This is a genomic window from Cyclobacterium sp. 10D3-21, from assembly GCF_055809755.1.
Genome location: NZ_CM147924.1, coordinates 6,120,766 through 6,138,535, shown reverse-complemented (window position 1 = coordinate 6,138,535; position 17,770 = coordinate 6,120,766). Strand labels below are relative to the sequence as shown.

General features: G+C 37.8%; 14 protein-coding genes. 7 read left to right on the top strand and 7 right to left on the bottom strand.

The features are described 5' to 3' along the window. The first annotated feature begins 22 nt into the window (after positions 1 to 22). Complete coding sequence (locus AC0L7T_RS23745) at positions 23 to 2,434, top strand: TonB-dependent receptor (protein WP_473338899.1); 2,412 nt, start codon at positions 23 to 25, stop codon at positions 2,432 to 2,434. A 5-nt stretch (positions 2,435 to 2,439) separates the two neighbouring features. Beyond that, entirely contained in the window at positions 2,440 to 3,270 is an 831-nt protein-coding gene (locus AC0L7T_RS23740; RefSeq protein ID WP_473338897.1) for a DUF4249 family protein, read from the top strand. Positions 3,271 to 3,394: 124 nt separating this feature from the next. Here the strand turns inward: AC0L7T_RS23740 and AC0L7T_RS23735 are convergent, their stop codons facing one another. Further along, on the bottom strand, positions 3,395 to 4,240 hold the full coding sequence (locus AC0L7T_RS23735; protein WP_473338895.1) for an SDR family NAD(P)-dependent oxidoreductase: 846 nt from the start codon (positions 4,238 to 4,240) through the stop codon (positions 3,395 to 3,397). 285 nt (positions 4,241 to 4,525) lie between these two features. On the opposite strand from AC0L7T_RS23735, the gene AC0L7T_RS23730 reads away from it, so the two are divergent. Genes AC0L7T_RS23730 through fucP form a run of 4 tightly spaced genes read left to right on the top strand, consistent with a single transcriptional unit; the run spans position 4,526 to position 8,697 of the window. Continuing rightward, the gene (locus tag AC0L7T_RS23730) at positions 4,526 to 5,347 is read left to right on the top strand and encodes a 1-acyl-sn-glycerol-3-phosphate acyltransferase (RefSeq protein ID WP_473338893.1); all 822 of its coding nucleotides are present in this window, start codon (positions 4,526 to 4,528) and stop codon (positions 5,345 to 5,347) included. A 5-nt stretch (positions 5,348 to 5,352) separates the two neighbouring features. Continuing rightward, a complete protein-coding gene (locus AC0L7T_RS23725) occupies positions 5,353 to 6,306 on the top strand; it encodes a GNAT family N-acetyltransferase (RefSeq protein WP_473338892.1) in 954 nt (317 codons plus the stop codon). A gap of 30 nt (positions 6,307 to 6,336) precedes the next feature. Continuing rightward, a complete protein-coding gene (locus AC0L7T_RS23720; protein WP_473338889.1) occupies positions 6,337 to 7,371 on the top strand; it encodes an aldo/keto reductase in 1,035 nt (344 codons plus the stop codon). Between the two features lie 24 nt (positions 7,372 to 7,395). Next, on the top strand, positions 7,396 to 8,697 hold the full coding sequence (fucP, locus tag AC0L7T_RS23715) for an L-fucose:H+ symporter permease (RefSeq protein WP_473338888.1): 1,302 nt from the start codon (positions 7,396 to 7,398) through the stop codon (positions 8,695 to 8,697). A 149-nt stretch (positions 8,698 to 8,846) separates the two neighbouring features. Here the strand turns inward: fucP and uxaC are convergent, their stop codons facing one another. Next, positions 8,847 to 10,274 (bottom strand): glucuronate isomerase, encoded by a 1,428-nt coding sequence (gene uxaC / locus AC0L7T_RS23710; protein WP_473338886.1) that lies wholly within the window; start codon positions 10,272 to 10,274, stop codon positions 8,847 to 8,849. Between the two features lie 238 nt (positions 10,275 to 10,512). On the opposite strand from uxaC, the gene AC0L7T_RS23705 reads away from it, so the two are divergent. Continuing rightward, positions 10,513 to 11,409 (top strand): sugar phosphate isomerase/epimerase family protein, encoded by an 897-nt coding sequence (locus tag AC0L7T_RS23705; RefSeq protein ID WP_473338885.1) that lies wholly within the window; start codon positions 10,513 to 10,515, stop codon positions 11,407 to 11,409. A 98-nt stretch (positions 11,410 to 11,507) separates the two neighbouring features. Here AC0L7T_RS23705 and AC0L7T_RS23700 read toward each other — a convergent pair whose 3' ends face one another. The 5 genes from AC0L7T_RS23700 to AC0L7T_RS23680 all read right to left on the bottom strand — a co-directional run bounded on the left by AC0L7T_RS23700 (position 11,508) and on the right by AC0L7T_RS23680 (position 17,621). Then, the gene (locus AC0L7T_RS23700; protein ID WP_473338883.1) at positions 11,508 to 12,893 is read right to left on the bottom strand and encodes a 3-keto-disaccharide hydrolase; all 1,386 of its coding nucleotides are present in this window, start codon (positions 12,891 to 12,893) and stop codon (positions 11,508 to 11,510) included. Between the two features lie 390 nt (positions 12,894 to 13,283). After that, positions 13,284 to 14,111, bottom strand: coding sequence for a universal stress protein (locus AC0L7T_RS23695; RefSeq protein WP_473338882.1), 828 nt, complete (start codon positions 14,109 to 14,111; stop codon positions 13,284 to 13,286). A gap of 169 nt (positions 14,112 to 14,280) precedes the next feature. Continuing rightward, on the bottom strand, positions 14,281 to 14,877 hold the full coding sequence (locus AC0L7T_RS23690; RefSeq protein WP_473338881.1) for a 3-keto-disaccharide hydrolase: 597 nt from the start codon (positions 14,875 to 14,877) through the stop codon (positions 14,281 to 14,283). 511 nt (positions 14,878 to 15,388) lie between these two features. Further along, positions 15,389 to 16,135, bottom strand: a complete 747-nt coding sequence (gene ppgK / locus AC0L7T_RS23685; protein WP_473338879.1) for a polyphosphate--glucose phosphotransferase — start codon at positions 16,133 to 16,135, stop codon at positions 15,389 to 15,391. 472 nt (positions 16,136 to 16,607) lie between these two features. Continuing rightward, positions 16,608 to 17,621, bottom strand: a complete 1,014-nt coding sequence (locus tag AC0L7T_RS23680) for a pirin family protein (protein ID WP_473338877.1) — start codon at positions 17,619 to 17,621, stop codon at positions 16,608 to 16,610. Between the last annotated feature and the right edge of the window lie 149 nt (positions 17,622 to 17,770).

Sequence of the window (17,770 nt, the reverse complement as noted above, 5' to 3'; positions counted from 1 at the left end):
AACTAATCTTACGAATAAAATAATGCTCGGTTTTAACGATGTGTCCTTCAAGTATGTATGTTTTTTAATTGTTTTTTTGGTTTTCTATGAGAAACACGATTCAATTGCTCAGAATATAAGTAAAGTCAATGGACAGGTGCTTGATGGTGAATCTGGCGAACCATTGCCCGGAGCAGCTATTTATTGGGAAAACCAACCCGCTAGAGGTACAGTAACCGATCAAAATGGGCTTTTTTCACTCCCAGTAGAACCATTCCCGAATAATTTAAACATTAGCTTTTTGGGTTACAAAATCGTCACAAGGTCTTTTAATGATAAAGATGAATTGGCCGGATTAAAGTTTTTTCTGAGCCCTGAAGAATTAAATCTCTCTGAAGTGGTGGTTTCCGAACGGAGACAAGATTACAATGTTAAAAGTACAGCCATTGGTAAGAATGAAATTTCAGGAGAGGAATTGCGGCGAATACCAGCACTATTTGGTGAAGTAGATCTTCTAAGGAGTATTCAACTTCTTCCTGGTGTGAACACAGCAGGAGAAGGCACAACGGGCCTTTTTGTCAGAGGTGGTTCCTCAGATCAAAACTTAATTCAAATAGATGGAGCACCGATTTACAATCCTTCTCACTTTTTTGGGTTTTTCTCTGTTTTTAATCCTGATGCCATAAGTGATGTGGCCTTGTATAAAGGGAATATACCTGCCAATTTTGGAGGGAGAGCATCTTCTCTAGTGGATATTTCTTTGAAAGAAGGCAATACGAAGAAATTGAAGGGCAGTGGTGGTATAGGAAGTATTAGTTCTCGATTAACAGTGGATGGGCCCTTGTTTTCAGAAGATGCTTCTTTCTTAGTATCTGCAAGGCGGACCTACGCAGACGTGTTTCTAGGATTGTCTTCCGACGAGTCTCTCAACCAAAATCAATTGTATTTTTATGACCTGAGTGGAAAGCTAATGTGGCGGAATGGGCAGAAAAATAAATTTACCTTGTCCACCTATTATGGAAGTGATTACCTGGGTTTGTCTGGACAATTTGGGCTTGGATGGAATAATTGGATCAATTCTTTTAAATGGGACAGACAAATTAACGATAAATGGTTCTTGGATGCGACTGCTTATTATAGTTTTTACAAATACAGAATAATGGTTTCAGACGAAGACAATGGCTTTGATTGGTCAAATTATTTTTCTGAAACTGGAGGCAAAGTAGCCTTTACGTATATACCACGAGAAAATACAGAAGTTAAATTCGGTGTTCATAGCCAGCTGTACTATTTCGCGCCAGTTGACCTACAATTTAGTGATTCGGAAAATATTCAACCCTTTGAATCCACTACCAGAGTTGGCTTTCAAAACAGTTTCTTCGTTGCGACAACCTCCGAAATTTCAGAGAAGTTAAGTGTGGAGGCGGGGCTTCGCTGGAGCGCCTATCAGCAAATAGGTAATGGTGTGAATTATCTCTATGAAAATGATGAACCAAGCGATGGTGTGGTATCCGATACTATAAGTTATAGTTTTGGAGAAAGGATGAAGTTTTTCGATGGGCTCGAACCAAGAGTTGCACTTCGCTATCTCCTCACGGATGGATTGGCCATGAAAGGAAGTTATAATCGAAATTATCAATACATTCAAGTGGCTTCTAATTCTTCTGCTGGCCTCCCCATCGACAGATGGATACCTGCAGGTGAGTACATTAAGCCTATTCGAAGCGACCAGGTTTCAGTTGGCTTCTTTAAAAACTTAAATGACAACAAGTGGGAACTGTCTTTAGAGGGGTATTACCGTGATTTTAGGAATGTCATTGACCTCAAGCAGAACGCCGATGTCTTGTTTAAAGACAATGTAGAGACTGAAATTCGTACTGGGAATGGCTGGGCCTATGGTTTGGAATTTCTATTGAGGAAAAATGTTGGCAAGACTACTGGCTGGCTGAGTTATACATGGTCAAGGACTTATAGAAAAATAGATGGAATCAATATGGGATTACCTTATAATCCGAGGTTCGACAGACCCCACGATGTGAGTCTGGTGTTAACCCATCAACTCAATGAACGATTGTCTTTTTCAGGTACATTTGTTTATACCACGGGTGTGGCCGTTACCTTTCCTGTGGGTTCGTATGTGTTGGATAACCAACGTTTGCCAATATATGACGAATACCGAAACAATAGTCGTTTTCCTGATTACCATAGGATGGATTTGTCATTGACCCTAAAAAATAAAGACAAGGGCAGATGGTGGAAGGGGAGTTGGAACTTTAGTGTTTACAATGCCTATGGGAGAAAGAATCCGTTCTCCTACGAATTTACAGACATTAAGAACAACGATATAAAATTCGACACTAATGAAGGATTAGAAGTATTCTCCCAGAGACCGGGAGTGATTAAGACCTATTTATTTGGGATTTTACCTTCAGTAACTTACAATTTTACTTTTTAAGAAAAATGAAAAAATTAGGAATAATTATAAGCCTTGTTTCACTTCTGAGCTGTCAGGAAGAAGTGAAACTTGATTTCGGAAACACGCCAAAAAAGCCTGTAATTGAAGCGATTTGGACAGATGATGCCTCGGAAAATCACGTTAAGATTACTTATACCAGGGACTTTTATGACACCTTGGACAATGAGGTGGCCAAGAATGCATCTGTAAGCATAAAAGACAAGGACTCAGGAGAAACAGTTGACTTTATGTTTGTAGAAGAATTGGGTTATTATTTACCATTAAATAATCAGAAAGCCGTTACAGGACACCAATACACCTTACAGGTATTATTAGAGGACAATGAGTATACCAGTGAAGGAATAACGCAAGAACCACCCATTCTAGACAGTATAACTTATGTTTTTGAGGAAGAAAGATTTTTTGCAGATGAAGGTTATTTTTTAACATTATATGGTAAAATTCCTTTTGAAGAGGGGAATTTTTACCGATTGCTTCTAACAAGAAATGATACGCTTCTAAACAGTTCAGATGATTATTTTCTTTTTGATGATACCTTTGGAAACAATATACTTGACAATGGATTTGAATTGAATGGATTCGCTTTCGAGGAAAATGATAAGGTAAAACTACAATTGATCAGATTAAATGAAAATGCCTATGATTACCTGAACCAGTTTGTTTCCCTACTTTCCAATGATGGTGGTCTTTTTAGTCCTCCTCCCGAAAACCCAAAATCCAATATTGTTGCCTCTAATGGTGCAGGACAGGTGTTGGGGTATTTTATGACGGGTTCAATAATATCCAAAACCATTACCATTGAAGCCAGCGAATAAAATTTAGGTTTTTTATGATGGTTAATTCAATTTTCCCAATCACTGGAATCCTTTTATTACTATTTGGTTGGCGGCTTGTTCTCTAAATTAGGTCTTCCAAGGCCTATTTATAGGAAACAAAACTTTATTTAGGGATGGTTTCTGTTAGAAAAGGTTGAATTTCGGCTAAGCTGTATTCCCAAAGTAGATCTCTTAAAGGCTTGGAAGAGGCTGTAGCATTTGTTTTTGTGGCTTTTGAATTTTTGAAGTAAGCCCCATTGTTACTCGGGACTTGTTCAGTTGTTGCCAGGAAAATCCCTGTTTGTGCCCCCTTTTTCGGACCAATCATAAAGGGTTTGGCGAAAAAGAGTAAGAATTTGAAAATACCACTGCTTTGGTTTCCAAAGTTAGTATTGACTACTCCAGGGTGTAAAGCATAAGCAGATATATTGTCATGGCTATATTTCTCTGCCAAAGACTTTATAAAGAGAATATTATACAATTTCACATTGGCATAGGCTTTAAAAGAACTGAATTTATCTTTAAGTTCGAGGTCTTTATTATCGACCCCAGCGGCTTTGTAAGCCTCTGAACTTACACTGATGACTTTTGCCCCTTTTCTCTTCCTCAGCAAGGGAATGGAAAGATAGGTCAGAAGAAAATGACCCAAATGGTTTACAGAAAATGTCAGCTCATGCCCATCGGCTGTTATTTTTTTTTCTGGAAATATACCACCAGCATTATTTATGAGTACATCCAGCCTTTGAGTTTTTTTGGATAGAGTAGCGGCTGCCTTGGATACAGATTTTAAGTCCGAAAGGTCACAGTAAATTACTGTGCATTTGTCATTTAGAGAAGGCAGTGATTGGATAAGTTGTCTGGCTTTTTCTTCATTTCTGACCAGAAGGAATAGATGTTCACATAATGGAGCCAATGCTTTTACTTTTTCTGCGCCAATTCCTGAGGTGGCTCCTGTTATTGCTATTTTCATGAATTAATCTTTTTGGGTTGTTCAATCGCTAAAATCGAGAAAGAATAGAGTTGGAATTCAATATACTAAATCTTTAATTAAATGGTCGTAGCAAAAAAATCCTAGGGGTGAATCATGAATGAATTGAAACTGACAAATTTATTTCTGTATTTTTGTTTTTAATTTTAATCAGGAAATCCACTGGTTGCTATTTGAAATTCATCAGTATTAAACTTATTGAGCTGAATTTCAAGTGTATACCTTTTGGGCGCAATAATGCAATTCTATTAATTAAACAGGTTATACGTGACAAAGGAGAAATTCGTTGAAATAGAGAAAGTAATTGGTAAAAAGAATCCTGGTTTACTGAAGTGGATTCCCGGTTTTTTACTCTCTTATATCAAGAGAATTGCTCATGAAGATGAGGTCAATGAGATTATGGCTCGAAATGATGATTTGAAAGAATTAGCATTTGTTAATGCCTTAATAAAGGAGTTTGGGATGGAGATAGAGGTGAAACATGAAGAAAACATCCCATTAGAAGGAAATGTTATTTTCGCATCCAATCATCCACTTGGAGGATTGGATGGTATCGTATTGATGCATGTTTTAGGAGCATATAGAGAAGATTTAAGGTTTTTGGTCAATGATGTATTGATGAATATCCCCAATTTTGGTAAATTGTTTGTGCCCATTAATAAACATGGAGGGCATGGCAAAAGAGGTGTTGAGCTTATAGAGGCTACCTATGCCTCAGATAATGGGGTTATTATCTTTCCAGCAGGCTTGGTTTCTCGCAAGCAGGAAACTGGAATTGAAGATTTAGAATGGAAAAAAAGCTTCATTAACAAAGCAAAGAAATATAAAAAAGATATTGTTCCTATATATATAGAAGGGAGAAATTCATCTTTTTTTTATAATTTGGCCAACCTTAGGAAAAAGTTGGGAGTAAAGGCTAATATTGAAATGTTTTATTTGGCAGATGAAATGTTTGCCCAAAAAAACAAAAAAATTGTTGTCCATATAGGAAAACCGATTTCTTACAAGTATTTTGATGCTTCTAAAACGGATAAATATTGGGCAGAAGAGGTCAAGAAAATAGTTTACAATATTGTCCAAGACAAGTAGGATTTATGCAAGACATTATCAACCCGATTGAAAGGGATGCTATTAAAAATGAATTGATACCCGATCGATTTTTAAGATATGTAAACAATGGGGAAAATGAAATCTATTTGGTCAATCAGCACAATGCACCAAATGTGCTGAAAGAAATCGGTAGGCTACGTGAGATATCCTTTCGTGCAGCGGGAGGAGGAACAGGATTGCCTTTGGATTTAGATGAGAACGATACCTGCGAAAAATGCTACGATCAGCTGATCGCATGGAATCCTGAAGATGAAGAAATCATTGCGGGGTATAGATTGATCAAATGCTCTGATGCGGGATTGACAGAAAAGGGTTCAGTGAATCTTTCTACAGCACACCTTTTTAATTTCTCAAATGCTTTTATTGAGGATTACTTACCCTCTACTATAGAATTGGGAAGATCATTTGTTCAACCAAAATACCAACCAAGTATAGACAATAGGAAGGGAATCTTTTCCCTTGACAATTTGTGGGACGGTCTGGGGGCAGTTGTAATGATCAATCCGGACATCAAATATCTATTTGGAAAGGTGACCATGTATCCGCATTATAACGCAGAGGCAAGGGATTTATTGATTTATTTTATGCATCATTACTTCCCAGACAAGGATGAATTAATTTTACCAATAAAATCATTGGGATATAAAACTGACGTAAATAATTTTAAAGGGATATTTGACGGAGTAGCGTATAAGGAAGGATATAAAATACTCAATTCAAAAGTGAGGTCCTTAGGTGAAAATATACCCCCATTGATCAATACCTATATGAACTTGTCCTCCACAATGAAAATTTTCGGCACTGCAATGAATTATGAGTTTGGAGCCGTAGAAGAGACGGGGATATTGATCACCATTGCGGATATTTATGAATCAAAAAAACATCGTCACCTCGAAACATTTACCAGGGACAGACACTTTGGTATAAAACAAAATTAAACCTTTGATACGCCTTGAACCTTTTGAGAAATGATTACGAAGCCATTTGGTAAAACAGGCTTATATTTTCCATCAATCATCTTTGGGAGCAGTGCGCTGGGAAATCTATTCCAGACCTATTCAAAAGCAGAAAAAAAAGCTATCCTAAAGGAAGCTTTCCACAAGACCAGCCCATATACCGTCTTTGATACTGCAGGTAAATACGGGGCAGGCTTGGCACTGGAAGTATTGGGTGAGTTTTTAAAGGAAGAGGGCATACCACGCAGTAATGTTATTATTACCAACAAACTGGGCTGGACAAGGATCCCCCTTACTACCCCTGAACCACTTTTCGAGCCCAATATATGGAAAGGTATAAAACATGATGCTGTTCAGAAGATTAGTTATAACGGCATTTTGGAATGCTTCGAAAAAGACAATTCACTTTTAAATGCTTATGTTCCACAGTTGATATCTCTTCATGACCCAGATGAGTTTTTGGCCAAGGCAAAGACAGAAGAAGAGAGAGAAGGATTGTGGAAAGAGCTCTTAGGAGCCATTTCAGCCATGAAGGAATTGAAGGAGGCGGGCAAAGTGAAAGGAATAGGAGTGGGAGCGAAGGACTGGAAAATAATCAGAGAAATATATGATCAGGTACCGCTGGACTATGTAATGGTTGCCAATAGTCTTTCACTCATTCATCATCCCCCTGAATTAATGAATTTTATGGAGGTTTTGAAAAAGGATGAAGTAGGAATCATCATAGCAGCCATTTTTCAATCAGGTTTTTTGACAGGGGAAGACTTTTTTGATTATAAAAAACTTGACTCAACAGACCCAGAAGATCAAATAAAAATTCAGTGGAGAAGTTTGTTCTTCGAGGTTTGCAAGCGGCACAATGTCGCCCCTTTTCACGCCTGTATCCAATTTTCATTGACAGTACCTGGGGTAAACAGTGTGGCGCTAAGCGTTAATAAACCCGAATTGGTAGAAAAAAACATCATTGCTTCAGAAACACCCTTGCCCCAAGGATTTTGGAGGGAATTAAAAGATAAATCCTTAATTTCGGATTTCCCTTATTTATGAGAAACCAAATAATCTAAACCACCAATGAGTCAAACAATAAACCCAGTTAAGGCAGAATTAATTTCTAAAAAGAATTTCTGGCCATTTCTATTGCTCACCTGCTTGTTTATGTTGTGGGGGGTCGCCCACAATATGACGGACACCCTTCTGGCAGCTTTCAAAAGAATCATGAGCATGACAGATTTCCAGACCTCATGGATTCAGTTGGCCTTTTATGGGTCCTATTTTTGTCTCGCTTTGCCGGCAGCAATTTTCATTAGAAAGTATTCTTATAAATCTGGAATCCTTTTGGGATTAGGGCTTTTTGCCTTGGGATCTTTGCTTTTTTATCCCGCTGGAATGATGATGTCATACGGGTTTTTCTTAGTTGCATTGTATGTGCTTGCAGGAGGTCTTTCCATTTTGGAAACAGCTGCCAATCCGTATATATTGGTAATAGGGCCACCCGAAACAGCCACTCAAAGGCTTAACCTGGCGCAATCCTTCAATCCAATTGGATCTGTAATAGGTGTTTTTTTAAGTAAAATATTTATTCTATCTAAGCTTAATACTGCTGAGGCAACAGATCGAACCAATATGACACCTGAAGCACTTGAAGCAATGCAGGCAGATGAATTGGCTGGGGTAGTAAGTACTTATGTTGGAGTTGCTTTGTTTCTGATCGTGGTATGGTTTATCATTCGTGCGGTAAAAATGCCCGTAGCTTCTGAGGAGACAGAGAAAGATGGCGTGATCAGTGGCTTTAAAAGACTGTTTAAAAATAAAAATTATGTAAGAGGTGTAATGGCGCAGTTCTTCTATGTTGGCGCTCAGATTGGGGTCTGGTCCTATACCATTAGGTATGTAATGACAGAGCTTGACGTCATGGAAAGTGGGGCCTCGGATTACTATTTGATTTCTTTGGTGCTTTTTGCCGGGAGTCGTTTTCTTTTTACAATATTGATGAAGTACTTTAAACCTTCTATTCTATTGGCATTTTCTTCGCTATTAGCGATTCTACTTAGTTTTATAGTGATTTATGCCAGTGGAATGACCGCTGTTATAGCGCTTGTGTTGATATCGGTGTGTATGTCGCTGATGTTTCCTACTATCTATGGACTGGCTGCAGAAGGACTAGGCAATGACACCAAGCTGGGAGGTTCTGGTTTGATTATGGCCATACTAGGAGGAGCACTTATTACAGCGATACAGGGACAAGTTTCTGATATTAGCGGAAGTATTCGCCTTTCCTATTATGTTCCGATGCTATGTTTTGTCGTAGTAATGTATTTCGGACTTGCTCATTATTTCCATAAACCTGAAAAAAAGCAAGAGGAAGCCGTTTGATCTGGATTATATCCTTGATCTAAACAAATAAAAGCTCCATGCAATCAATTTGCATGGAGCTTTTTACTTTGGCCAGTTCACTCTCAATAAGGTTACTTTACCTATTAAACGGTTTAGTGTTTAGGTATTGCCAACCACACTCATTCGGTTTAATAAAAACCGAAATAATTCCGGGCATTTCTGTAGCAAATGTCTTCTACCATTTGACCCAACCATTCTTCATCAGCAGGCAGTTCACCATTGGCAACATCCTGACCGATTAGATTGCATAAAATTCTTCTAAAGTACTCATGGCGAGGAAAAGAGAGGAAGCTTCTGCTGTCCGTTAACATCCCTACGAAACAACTAAGAATTCCCATATTGGAAAGGGTATTGATTTGCTTTTCCATGCCATCTTTTTGGTCAAGGTACCACCATCCGGATCCGAACTGTACTTTTCCTTTTACAGAGCCATCGTTAAAATTCCCAACCATAGTAGCCATTACCTCATTGTCTGCAGGGTTTAAGTTGTATAAAATGGTTTTTGACAATTGATCAGTACTGTCAAGGTTGTTAAGGTACTTGGCAAGGGCTACACTTTGCGAAAAGTCCCCAATTGAATCAAACCCTGTGTCGGGGCCTAATATCCTTAGCATCCTCTCGTTGGTGTTCCTTAGGGCTCCCAGGTGGTATTGTTGCGTCCATCCCTTAGCATGATACATTTTGCTTAAAGCAGTAAGTGTTTTGAATTTGAAAAATCTCACCTCATCGGGTTGGATTTTGTCGCCCTTCTTAATAGTCGCAAATAAACTGTCAATGGAATATTTGTCGTTATCGTAAAAATACAATTGCTCTAGTCCGTGGTCGGATAGTCTTCCTCCATTTTCATGAAAATAGGCGACACGATTTTCCAATGAGGCCAATAAATCATCAAATGTATTAATGGAAATACCACTTACTTCCGTAAGCTTTTCCAGGTATTTCAGGTAGTTACCGGGGTTTTCAACAGCGTAGGCTTTGTCTGGACGAAATGCAGGAAGAAGTTTGATTGCAAGTTTGTCCGCTTTGGCTTTTTGGTGATAAACTAAGCTGTCAATTGGATCGTCTGTGGTACAAACTACCTCTACGTTCATTTTAGAAAGCAGTCCACGAGTACTGTATTCTTTTTGTTGAAGGAGATCAGTGGTGTGGGCATAGATATCAGAAGCGGTATTTTCATTCAGCAATTGATCAACACCAAAATAACCCTTTAACTCCAGGTGTGTCCAGTGAAACAAGGGGTTTCTCATTGTTTGAGGGACAATTTTTGCCCAGCTTTCAAATTTTTCCTGATCAGTTGAATCGCCTGTGATGTATTTTTCATTGACGCCAAGTGTTCTCATAGCACGCCATTTATAGTGGTCACCATGGAGCCAGATGGAAGTCATGTTGTCAAACTGACGGTCTTCAGCGATGTCTTTAGGCGAAAGATGACAGTGGTAATCAATAATAGGCATTTTCTTAGCGTGATCATGATAAAGCCCTTTGGCAAAATCATTTTTTAGAAGAAAATCCTCAGTTAAGAAGGTGTTATTTGAAGGTTTTGCTGTGTTTTGCATTATCTATTCTTTTAATCTAATAGTAATATTAAAAATTTATTTTTGCTTATTCCAGATTTTTAGGTGATTTAGCCAATCGATTGCATAAATTAAAATTGCCCCAATTTTCATGAGAATCCTATTTTGTTGTTTATATTAGTGTGAAAACGGTGCATTTGTTTATTAAAACATCAATTAACGGTAATAATATTCGTCTTGAGCGAAATTCCCCAATTAAATAATCATTTACTTAAATACCATGAACCATAAAGCAAGAAGAAGTTTCTTAAAGAAAGGAATGGGTTTGGCGGCTCTGCCACTTTTGGGTTTTGCCCCTATTTCAACGTCTCCACAAAATCAAAAGAAAAATCTTAAGCTCAGTTTAAATGCTTTTTCTTTCAATGCCTCATTGCGTGACAAGACGCTTTCGCTCGAAGGTTTGTTTAAGTTTTGTGCTGAAAATGGAATTCCAGCAATTGACTTGACGGCTTATTATATTGCTTCCTATCCAGCTGTTCCAGAAGATAAGGTTCTTTTTGGCATCAAGAAACAAGCGCATTATTGGGGCTTGGATATAAGCGGTACGGGTGTAAGAAATGATTTCACTTTGCAGAATGCAGACGAAAGGAGGAAAGAAATAGCATTGGTAAAAAACTGGATAGTGGCGGCAGCCAAAATGGGTGCACCAGTACTAAGGGTTTTCGCAGGGAAGGCAAAGGTGGAGGGCGCAGTATGGAAAGAAGTGGCTGATGGGGTAATTACTGCCATGCAAGAGTGCGCTGCTTTTGGTGCTGAAAATGGTGTAATAGTGGCCATGCAAAATCACAATGATTTTATTAAGTCTGCTGACCAGGTGAATTATATAATGGAGAATGTAAGGGAAGAATGGTTTGGTTTGGTATTGGATGTTGGGAGCTACTCTTTGAAAGATCCCTATGAGGAAATTAGCAAAAATATACGCTATGCTGTCAATTGGCAAATTAAAGAAAATGTAAACTACTTAGGTGCTCAAAAACCTGTGGATTTGAAAACTTTGATGAAAATAATAAAAAGTAGTGACTATAATGGTTACCTGCCTATAGAGACATTGGGGCCTGGAGACCCTTTTGAAAAAGTAAAGGAATTCCTTAAATCTGTCAGGAAAGCCTTGGATTAAATAAAGGTTTTTTTAATTTTTGGTTCTGGCCTGCTGTTACATTCTTTTAAAAAAAAAGGTAAGCCGTTGAGCTTACCTTTTAGTTTTTTATACTTCCTTTATTTTAATTCTTTTATTTTGATGTTCTTATAATGAACTTCATCGCCGTGATCCTGAAGCAAGATATGGCCTTGCTCCGCTTCCCCGAAATTTTCCCACTTCGCGTATTTACTCTCAGCCACCAATGCCCTGAATTCATCAGATCCTCTGGTGTATTCTACCACTTTTAAGCCATTGATGTAATGTTCAACCCTATTGTCTGGATAAACGATCAAACGTCCTTTGTTCCATTCTCCCACAGGACGAACAAATCGGTCTTGCTTGTCAGCTTTAATCAGGTCATACAATGAAGAGAGGGTTCTGTTTCCATCTTTGCCCATTTTCGCATCAGGATGTCTTTCATCATCAAGGATTTGGTATTCTAATCCTATAGCAGAACCAGAATTATTTTCATTTAGGGTAACAAAGTATTTGACACCACTGTTAGCACCTTCGGTGATTTTAAAATCAAAAGCCAAGTCAAATGCACTGTATTGATCTTTGGTTACAATATCACCAGCATTTGCAGACTCTCTGCCATCTTTTCCTTCAATTGTCAATACGCCGTCATTGATTGTCCAGCCACCTTCAGGGAAATTTTCTCCTTTAGCACTTCTCCATCCATCACTTGTTTTACCATCAAAAAGAAGTTTCCATCCTTTGTCTGCTTCGTAAGAAGTCAATACATTATCGATGGTACTTACTACAAATACATCCTTTTCAAAAGGTGTTGGCGTAAGGTTTTCTGTCTGAATCCTGATATTTCTAAAGTAGGTCTTTTTACCTGCGTTTTCCGGGTTTTTGCCTACTCCATGAACTTGAAGCGCGATAAAGCCAGTTGCATCCATGTCATCAACAAGATAAGCAACCTCTTGACCATTTACCCAAGTTTTAAGGTTGTTGCCAATAAATTCAATTCTATAGGTGTTAAATTCACCTAATTTGAAAGCACTTCTTGCGTCAGGGTTGTAGGTCAAGGGATAAAGCCATCCTCGTCTGGCTTCATCATAAATACCACCTGACCATGCTCTTTCTTTTGGGTCACATTCTACTTGATAGCCAAATACTCTTCCTGCGCCATCATTTCTTTCAGGGTCATGCTGGCCTCTTGCCATTACTCCCGAATTACTTGATTCATCATCAACTCGGATGTCTAATTCTAGTATGAAGTCACCATAGGTCTTGTCTGTAGCCAGAAAAGAATTAGGTGTATTGGGAACAGATGTTCCGACGATAACACCGTCGACTACTTCAAATTCTGCTACTCCATCCAGCTGATGCCAGCCTTCTAAGGTTTCTCCGTCAAATAAGTTAGTCCATCCGTCTTCAGTTTCTACCGCTGGTTTTGCACAAGATGCCAGGAAGAAAATAGACAAAGCAAAAAGACTTAAAATTTGTTTGTTCATGGTATGGGTTTTTTTTGTATAATATTTTAATATGGTGCTATTTTTGTAAACTATAATAGGACCATAAAGATAAGCAATATCTTATAAAATTATAATTATTAGGCAATCGATTGCAATGGTGATAAAAAAGGAAAATAATCTTTTAACCAAATGGTGCTTAGGCTGTAGATGGGCAAATAGAAAGAGGTAAATGTTCCTTAATTCAAAATCCTGAATTAAGGAACATTTATCTGTAAATCTATTTCTGTGGGATCTTTTATTAATTTGTGACCAAACACTGGCCTGGTCTTGGCGTGTCGAAAAGAGTGAAAATATAGTTATAACTAAATCAATTAGGCCATGCATTTTCCCTTATAAAACTGTGAATCTATAGTTGATAGGATGCGTTTGTTATTCAAACTTTAAACTTAATATTGGGATATCAGTTTTGTAGAGAAGGGTGTCAGTAACGCCTATCTGGTAAGCAGTGTTTGATTTTCGTAGATTGGATGCGATGGCAATAATGCCTGCTTTTTCTTTTTCTGCAAAAGCGATGATACCTTTTTCTACTTCCTCATGGTTGTAAATATGGTGATGGATCAATAGCTCTTCTTGTCCATAGGCATATTCGGCCATACGAGCTTCCGCTTTGCCCGTGTCGATAAAGTTTTCGGGTGTATTGATAAATAGAAAATGCACTACTGTCCGAATGCTTTTAATGAAGGGTTTCAACCTAACAAATGCTGGCTTGCTAGCTTCATTGAATAGGGAGGCAAAGACCAATTTTTTCATGGCCCTGCCATCCACTATGTTTTTAACTGCCAAAACGGGACATGGTGCATTCCTGAAAACTTTTTGAGTAGTGGATCCAATGAATTTTCCAGGTTCACGATTTTTACCATAAGCACCAATGACTATTAAATCAGCTTTTTGCTTAAAAGCCAGGTCTATAAGCACCTGAAAAGGAACCCCTACTTCAACCACTGCCTCAACAGGCGTATTTTTAATTTTATGGGTAGCCACAAAAGCTTTCAATTTATCCTTTGCCTCTGCTTCTAAATCTAAAATTTCTTGATTTTTAATTTTTTCAGAAGTAGACAAATTGTTCCAATCCAAATCAGATTGGATGACGTTTATGCAGGTAACCGTTGCATCACCTTTACTTGCAATTTTTGCGGCACTGTAAAATGCATTTTCTGAATAAAGAGAAAAATCGATTGGAACAATAATTCGTTTCATGATCAGTTTATTTTAAAGTCTAAATACCTTGCTATTTCTGCCAAACTGTTGTAATAACGTTTATGATTTGGCATTTATTCAAAATAAGCAAATATTAAAACAACAATACATGATATAAATCATCTTGTCCTATGATATTTTTCGTGCTCGGAAAAAACATTATAGGGTATTATAATTTACCTACTTTAATATTTTTAAAATCAATACTCATTTCATTGCTTGGATGTAACTGGAGTCCTATAGGTCCTTTTTCAGGCATGTTCTCTGATTGATAAGTCACTACTTCCTGGCCGTTTAACCAAACTGTATAGGTTTGACCTACCACTTTGACCTTCATTGTGTTCCAGTCATTTAATTTTAATAAATCCTTTACTCCACTGGCCTCTTTAGGATAAGATTTTCCAGGGATATAGGGAGAACCGGTCATGTCTCTTTTTAATGAGCCAGAAATACCGATTTGTATCTGGTCTTTATCAGACCTTAAGAAAATACCGGAATCTACTGTTCCTTTCCCCATTAAGAAGTCCATTTCAACGATGAAATCACCATATTCTTTATTGGTCCAGAGGGTAGATCCCGTTTTTGTAGGGTCATTTTCAGTGTGGATTTTGCCATCTTTAACTTCCCACCAAATATTGTCTTCAGGGTTAACAGTCCATCCTTTTAATGTTTTCCCATTGAAGATGGATTTCATTTTGACCTTTTGGGCAAAACCCTGGTTGACTATTAAAACAATCATTAAAAGGCTAGGGAGTAGGTATTTCATTTTCATTGCGGTTTTATTTTGGTTTTGATAGATAATATTTCTTTTCGCCCCTCTTTATTACCTATTGAGGGGAGGATTTTAAAATTTTGGTAAACAATAATAATAAAAATTACTTAGAAAAATCGGCCACTTAAATAAGATGCTTATTTAAACGACTGTATGAAGGCCTTAATTATGACCCGAATTTCACGGCATTTAAAAAAATGTGGTGAGTGAGGTAGGGTGGGAGATATAAAGCTTTTTATTTATCACAAATACAATCCAAGTCCTATTTAGGCTTTGCTATTTTATTTATAAGCATAATCACTAAGCCATTTCCGATAGGTAACTTTAAATAGACAGTAAGGATTTCCTTTTTGAAACGAGAAAAAATGGATTAAAGTTTAAGGCAAGATGTGATCTGTCAATTGATGCGGCAACCACAAAAACAGTGACTGATATTGAAGGGGGTATACTACACAATAGGTTTGTCTATTGTGGCTATTTTGGGTTTAAGCTTAAACGTATTGTCTTATCCTTTATCTTTAAGATAAGCGGCCACTGCTGCCCCGATTATACCAGCTTCATTTTTATTTTCGGCTGCGATCACAGGGATATCTACTGTGATTTGGTCTTCAAATTTATCCATTTTTTTACTAGCCCCTCCACCTAAAATAAATAAATCTGGAGAGATTATTCTTACTGTGTGTTTAAGGAATTTATTGAAACGTTTTCCCCATTCCGCATAAGTAAGGTTATCCTTTTGTCGGGCCGAATCTGCAGCGAAATATTCAATAATTTCACCATTTTTATAGTAAGTTCTTCCCAATTCAAAATTCGGAATTAGGATACCATTATAAAATACGCCAGTGCCAAGACCAGTACCTATCGTTACAGTGACTACCAGACCTTTTTTGTTTTTGCCTGCTCCAAAGGTCATTTCAGCCAAGCCAGCAGCATCAGCATCGTTAATTACAGTTACTGGCAAGCCGGTTTTCTCTGAAAACAATTGATCCACCTGCACGCCTACCCAGCTTTTGTGAATGTTGCTTTTGGTCATGCATTTCCCATTGTTTACAACAGTAGGAAAGCCACAACCAATCGGGCCAGTCCATTTAAAATGAGCTACTATTTCCTTAACAGTATCAGCGACACTTTCGGGCTTCGTAGGTGTTGGTGTTGGGATTCTGAATCTTTCAGCGGTCAATTGACCAGTTTCTATATTAACTGGGGCGCCTTTAATACCAGAGCCTCCAATATCCAATCCTAAAATATCCATTAAAACTGCTTTTATCGCTTTATAATATGAGTTTATCTGTATTGACTATTAAAGTTAGCTATAATTAAATTGATTACATTCTTTTAAAGATCGAAAAATTCAAAAGAAAGTTTTTCCATTTTTCAAGTGGTATAAATGCCTACTAAGGAAATTTCAAATAGTTGATGGAAAATGACAGTGTTTATGAATCAGTTATAAGAAGAAGACCATTTAATATGAAATCAGCCCAGTTTTGTTTGGCTACAAAAATGTGATAGATGTAATAACTGGCCTGAAAAAACGCCTAGTATGTTTTCCATAGTTGCACAGCCAGAAGGAAAAGACATGAGGCTAACCTTGTAATCTTGTATTTCGATTAAAAAAATAAACCAATTTATGTGCCGAGGCCCTAAGGCGGTTATGGTGAAAAGGGATGTTAGATAACTTGCTGGCCCGAATAGAAACGGGTAGTTTATCAAACTACCCGTTTCATTTATTTATTTTCCACCTTTCCATCGGCATGGATGGCAAATCTTCCCTTGGCTTTGTCATGTACATTTTCATAACTGTCCCATGGCCAACCGCCAAATTGAGTCCTTTGAAATTCCCCAACAGCTTCTTGAATTTCCAGATTACTATTCATTACGAAAGGCCCATGCTGAACCACTTTTTCATTAATGGGTTTACCCTGTAAATATAGAAAATGGGCTTTTTGATTGTCATTTTTTATGGTGTAGGCTACCTGATCTCCCAGCTCAATCGCCTGTCCTTTTGAGACACTTTGTCCATTAATCTGTATTTCATCACCCTCATAGAAAAACAATGTTCTATTGGTACCCGAAGTAACCTCAGGTATAGTAAATGTAGCATTCGCATCCGCCTTGATTAGCCAGATGGCTATTTCATTTGAAGGGTCGGCTGCATAGGAATCTGGAGCAGGAGCCAGAGCTTTTGTTTCACCTAATTGCCCAGCTATAATTTTGAAGGATGTTTCAAATCCTTTTTTGTCCTTATTATTGATAATTGGAATTTGTTCATTCCACATCATTTTAAAGTAGGCGGGCACATTCTTTTTGGATTTAGGTAAATTGAGCCATATTTGAAATAAAAGCACCTCGTTTTTGTCCTCTTCATTGAGAAGCGGGAACATTTCAGCGTGCATTACTCCTCCTCCTGCAGTCATCCATTGGGTGTCTCCATTTCCAAATCTACCTGCAGCGCCTAATGAGTCTGAATGATCCACCAAGCCTTTTTCTGCAATGGACACCGTCTCAAAACCTTTGTGAGGGTGTGCAGGAAAACCTGGAACTTTACTTCCGTGATACATACTCCAGCCGTCTTTACCAGAAAAATCCTGTCCTATATTTCTGCCTGAAAGAGCTGTTTTCGGGCCCATTTCAGCATTTCCTTCAGGGAATACATCATGGTGATAAGCACAGAATAAAAATGGGTCCTGAGTTGGCCATTGAGTACCTAAAGGTCGAATTGATTTTACAGATGATTTCATAATATATCTAAATTATGTGTATATACATGTAATAATCAATTTAAATGATAATAAGTTCATTTACGAATGTCTATTGGCCTTTAAGTATAAGAATTAATGGTGTTGTTGTAAGGAGGGGAGGCTGATTTAGTCTTTGGTAAGTTGTTATA

Coding starts and splice junctions, on each gene's coding strand:
- AC0L7T_RS23745 (WP_473338899.1), top strand. CDS start 23: ATGCTCGGTTTTAACGATGTGTCCTTCAAGTATGTATGTTTTTTAATT.
- AC0L7T_RS23740 (WP_473338897.1), top strand. CDS start 2,440: ATGAAAAAATTAGGAATAATTATAAGCCTTGTTTCACTTCTGAGCTGT.
- AC0L7T_RS23735 (WP_473338895.1), bottom strand. CDS start 4,240: ATGAAAATAGCAATAACAGGAGCCACCTCAGGAATTGGCGCAGAAAAA.
- AC0L7T_RS23725 (WP_473338892.1), top strand. CDS start 5,353: ATGCAAGACATTATCAACCCGATTGAAAGGGATGCTATTAAAAATGAA.
- AC0L7T_RS23720 (WP_473338889.1), top strand. CDS start 6,337: ATGATTACGAAGCCATTTGGTAAAACAGGCTTATATTTTCCATCAATC.
- fucP (WP_473338888.1), top strand. CDS start 7,396: ATGAGTCAAACAATAAACCCAGTTAAGGCAGAATTAATTTCTAAAAAG.
- uxaC (WP_473338886.1), bottom strand. CDS start 10,274: ATGCAAAACACAGCAAAACCTTCAAATAACACCTTCTTAACTGAGGAT.
- AC0L7T_RS23705 (WP_473338885.1), top strand. CDS start 10,513: ATGAACCATAAAGCAAGAAGAAGTTTCTTAAAGAAAGGAATGGGTTTG.
- AC0L7T_RS23700 (WP_473338883.1), bottom strand. CDS start 12,893: ATGAACAAACAAATTTTAAGTCTTTTTGCTTTGTCTATTTTCTTCCTG.
- AC0L7T_RS23695 (WP_473338882.1), bottom strand. CDS start 14,111: ATGAAACGAATTATTGTTCCAATCGATTTTTCTCTTTATTCAGAAAAT.
- AC0L7T_RS23690 (WP_473338881.1), bottom strand. CDS start 14,877: ATGAAATACCTACTCCCTAGCCTTTTAATGATTGTTTTAATAGTCAAC.
- ppgK (WP_473338879.1), bottom strand. CDS start 16,135: ATGGATATTTTAGGATTGGATATTGGAGGCTCTGGTATTAAAGGCGCC.
- AC0L7T_RS23680 (WP_473338877.1), bottom strand. CDS start 17,621: ATGAAATCATCTGTAAAATCAATTCGACCTTTAGGTACTCAATGGCCA.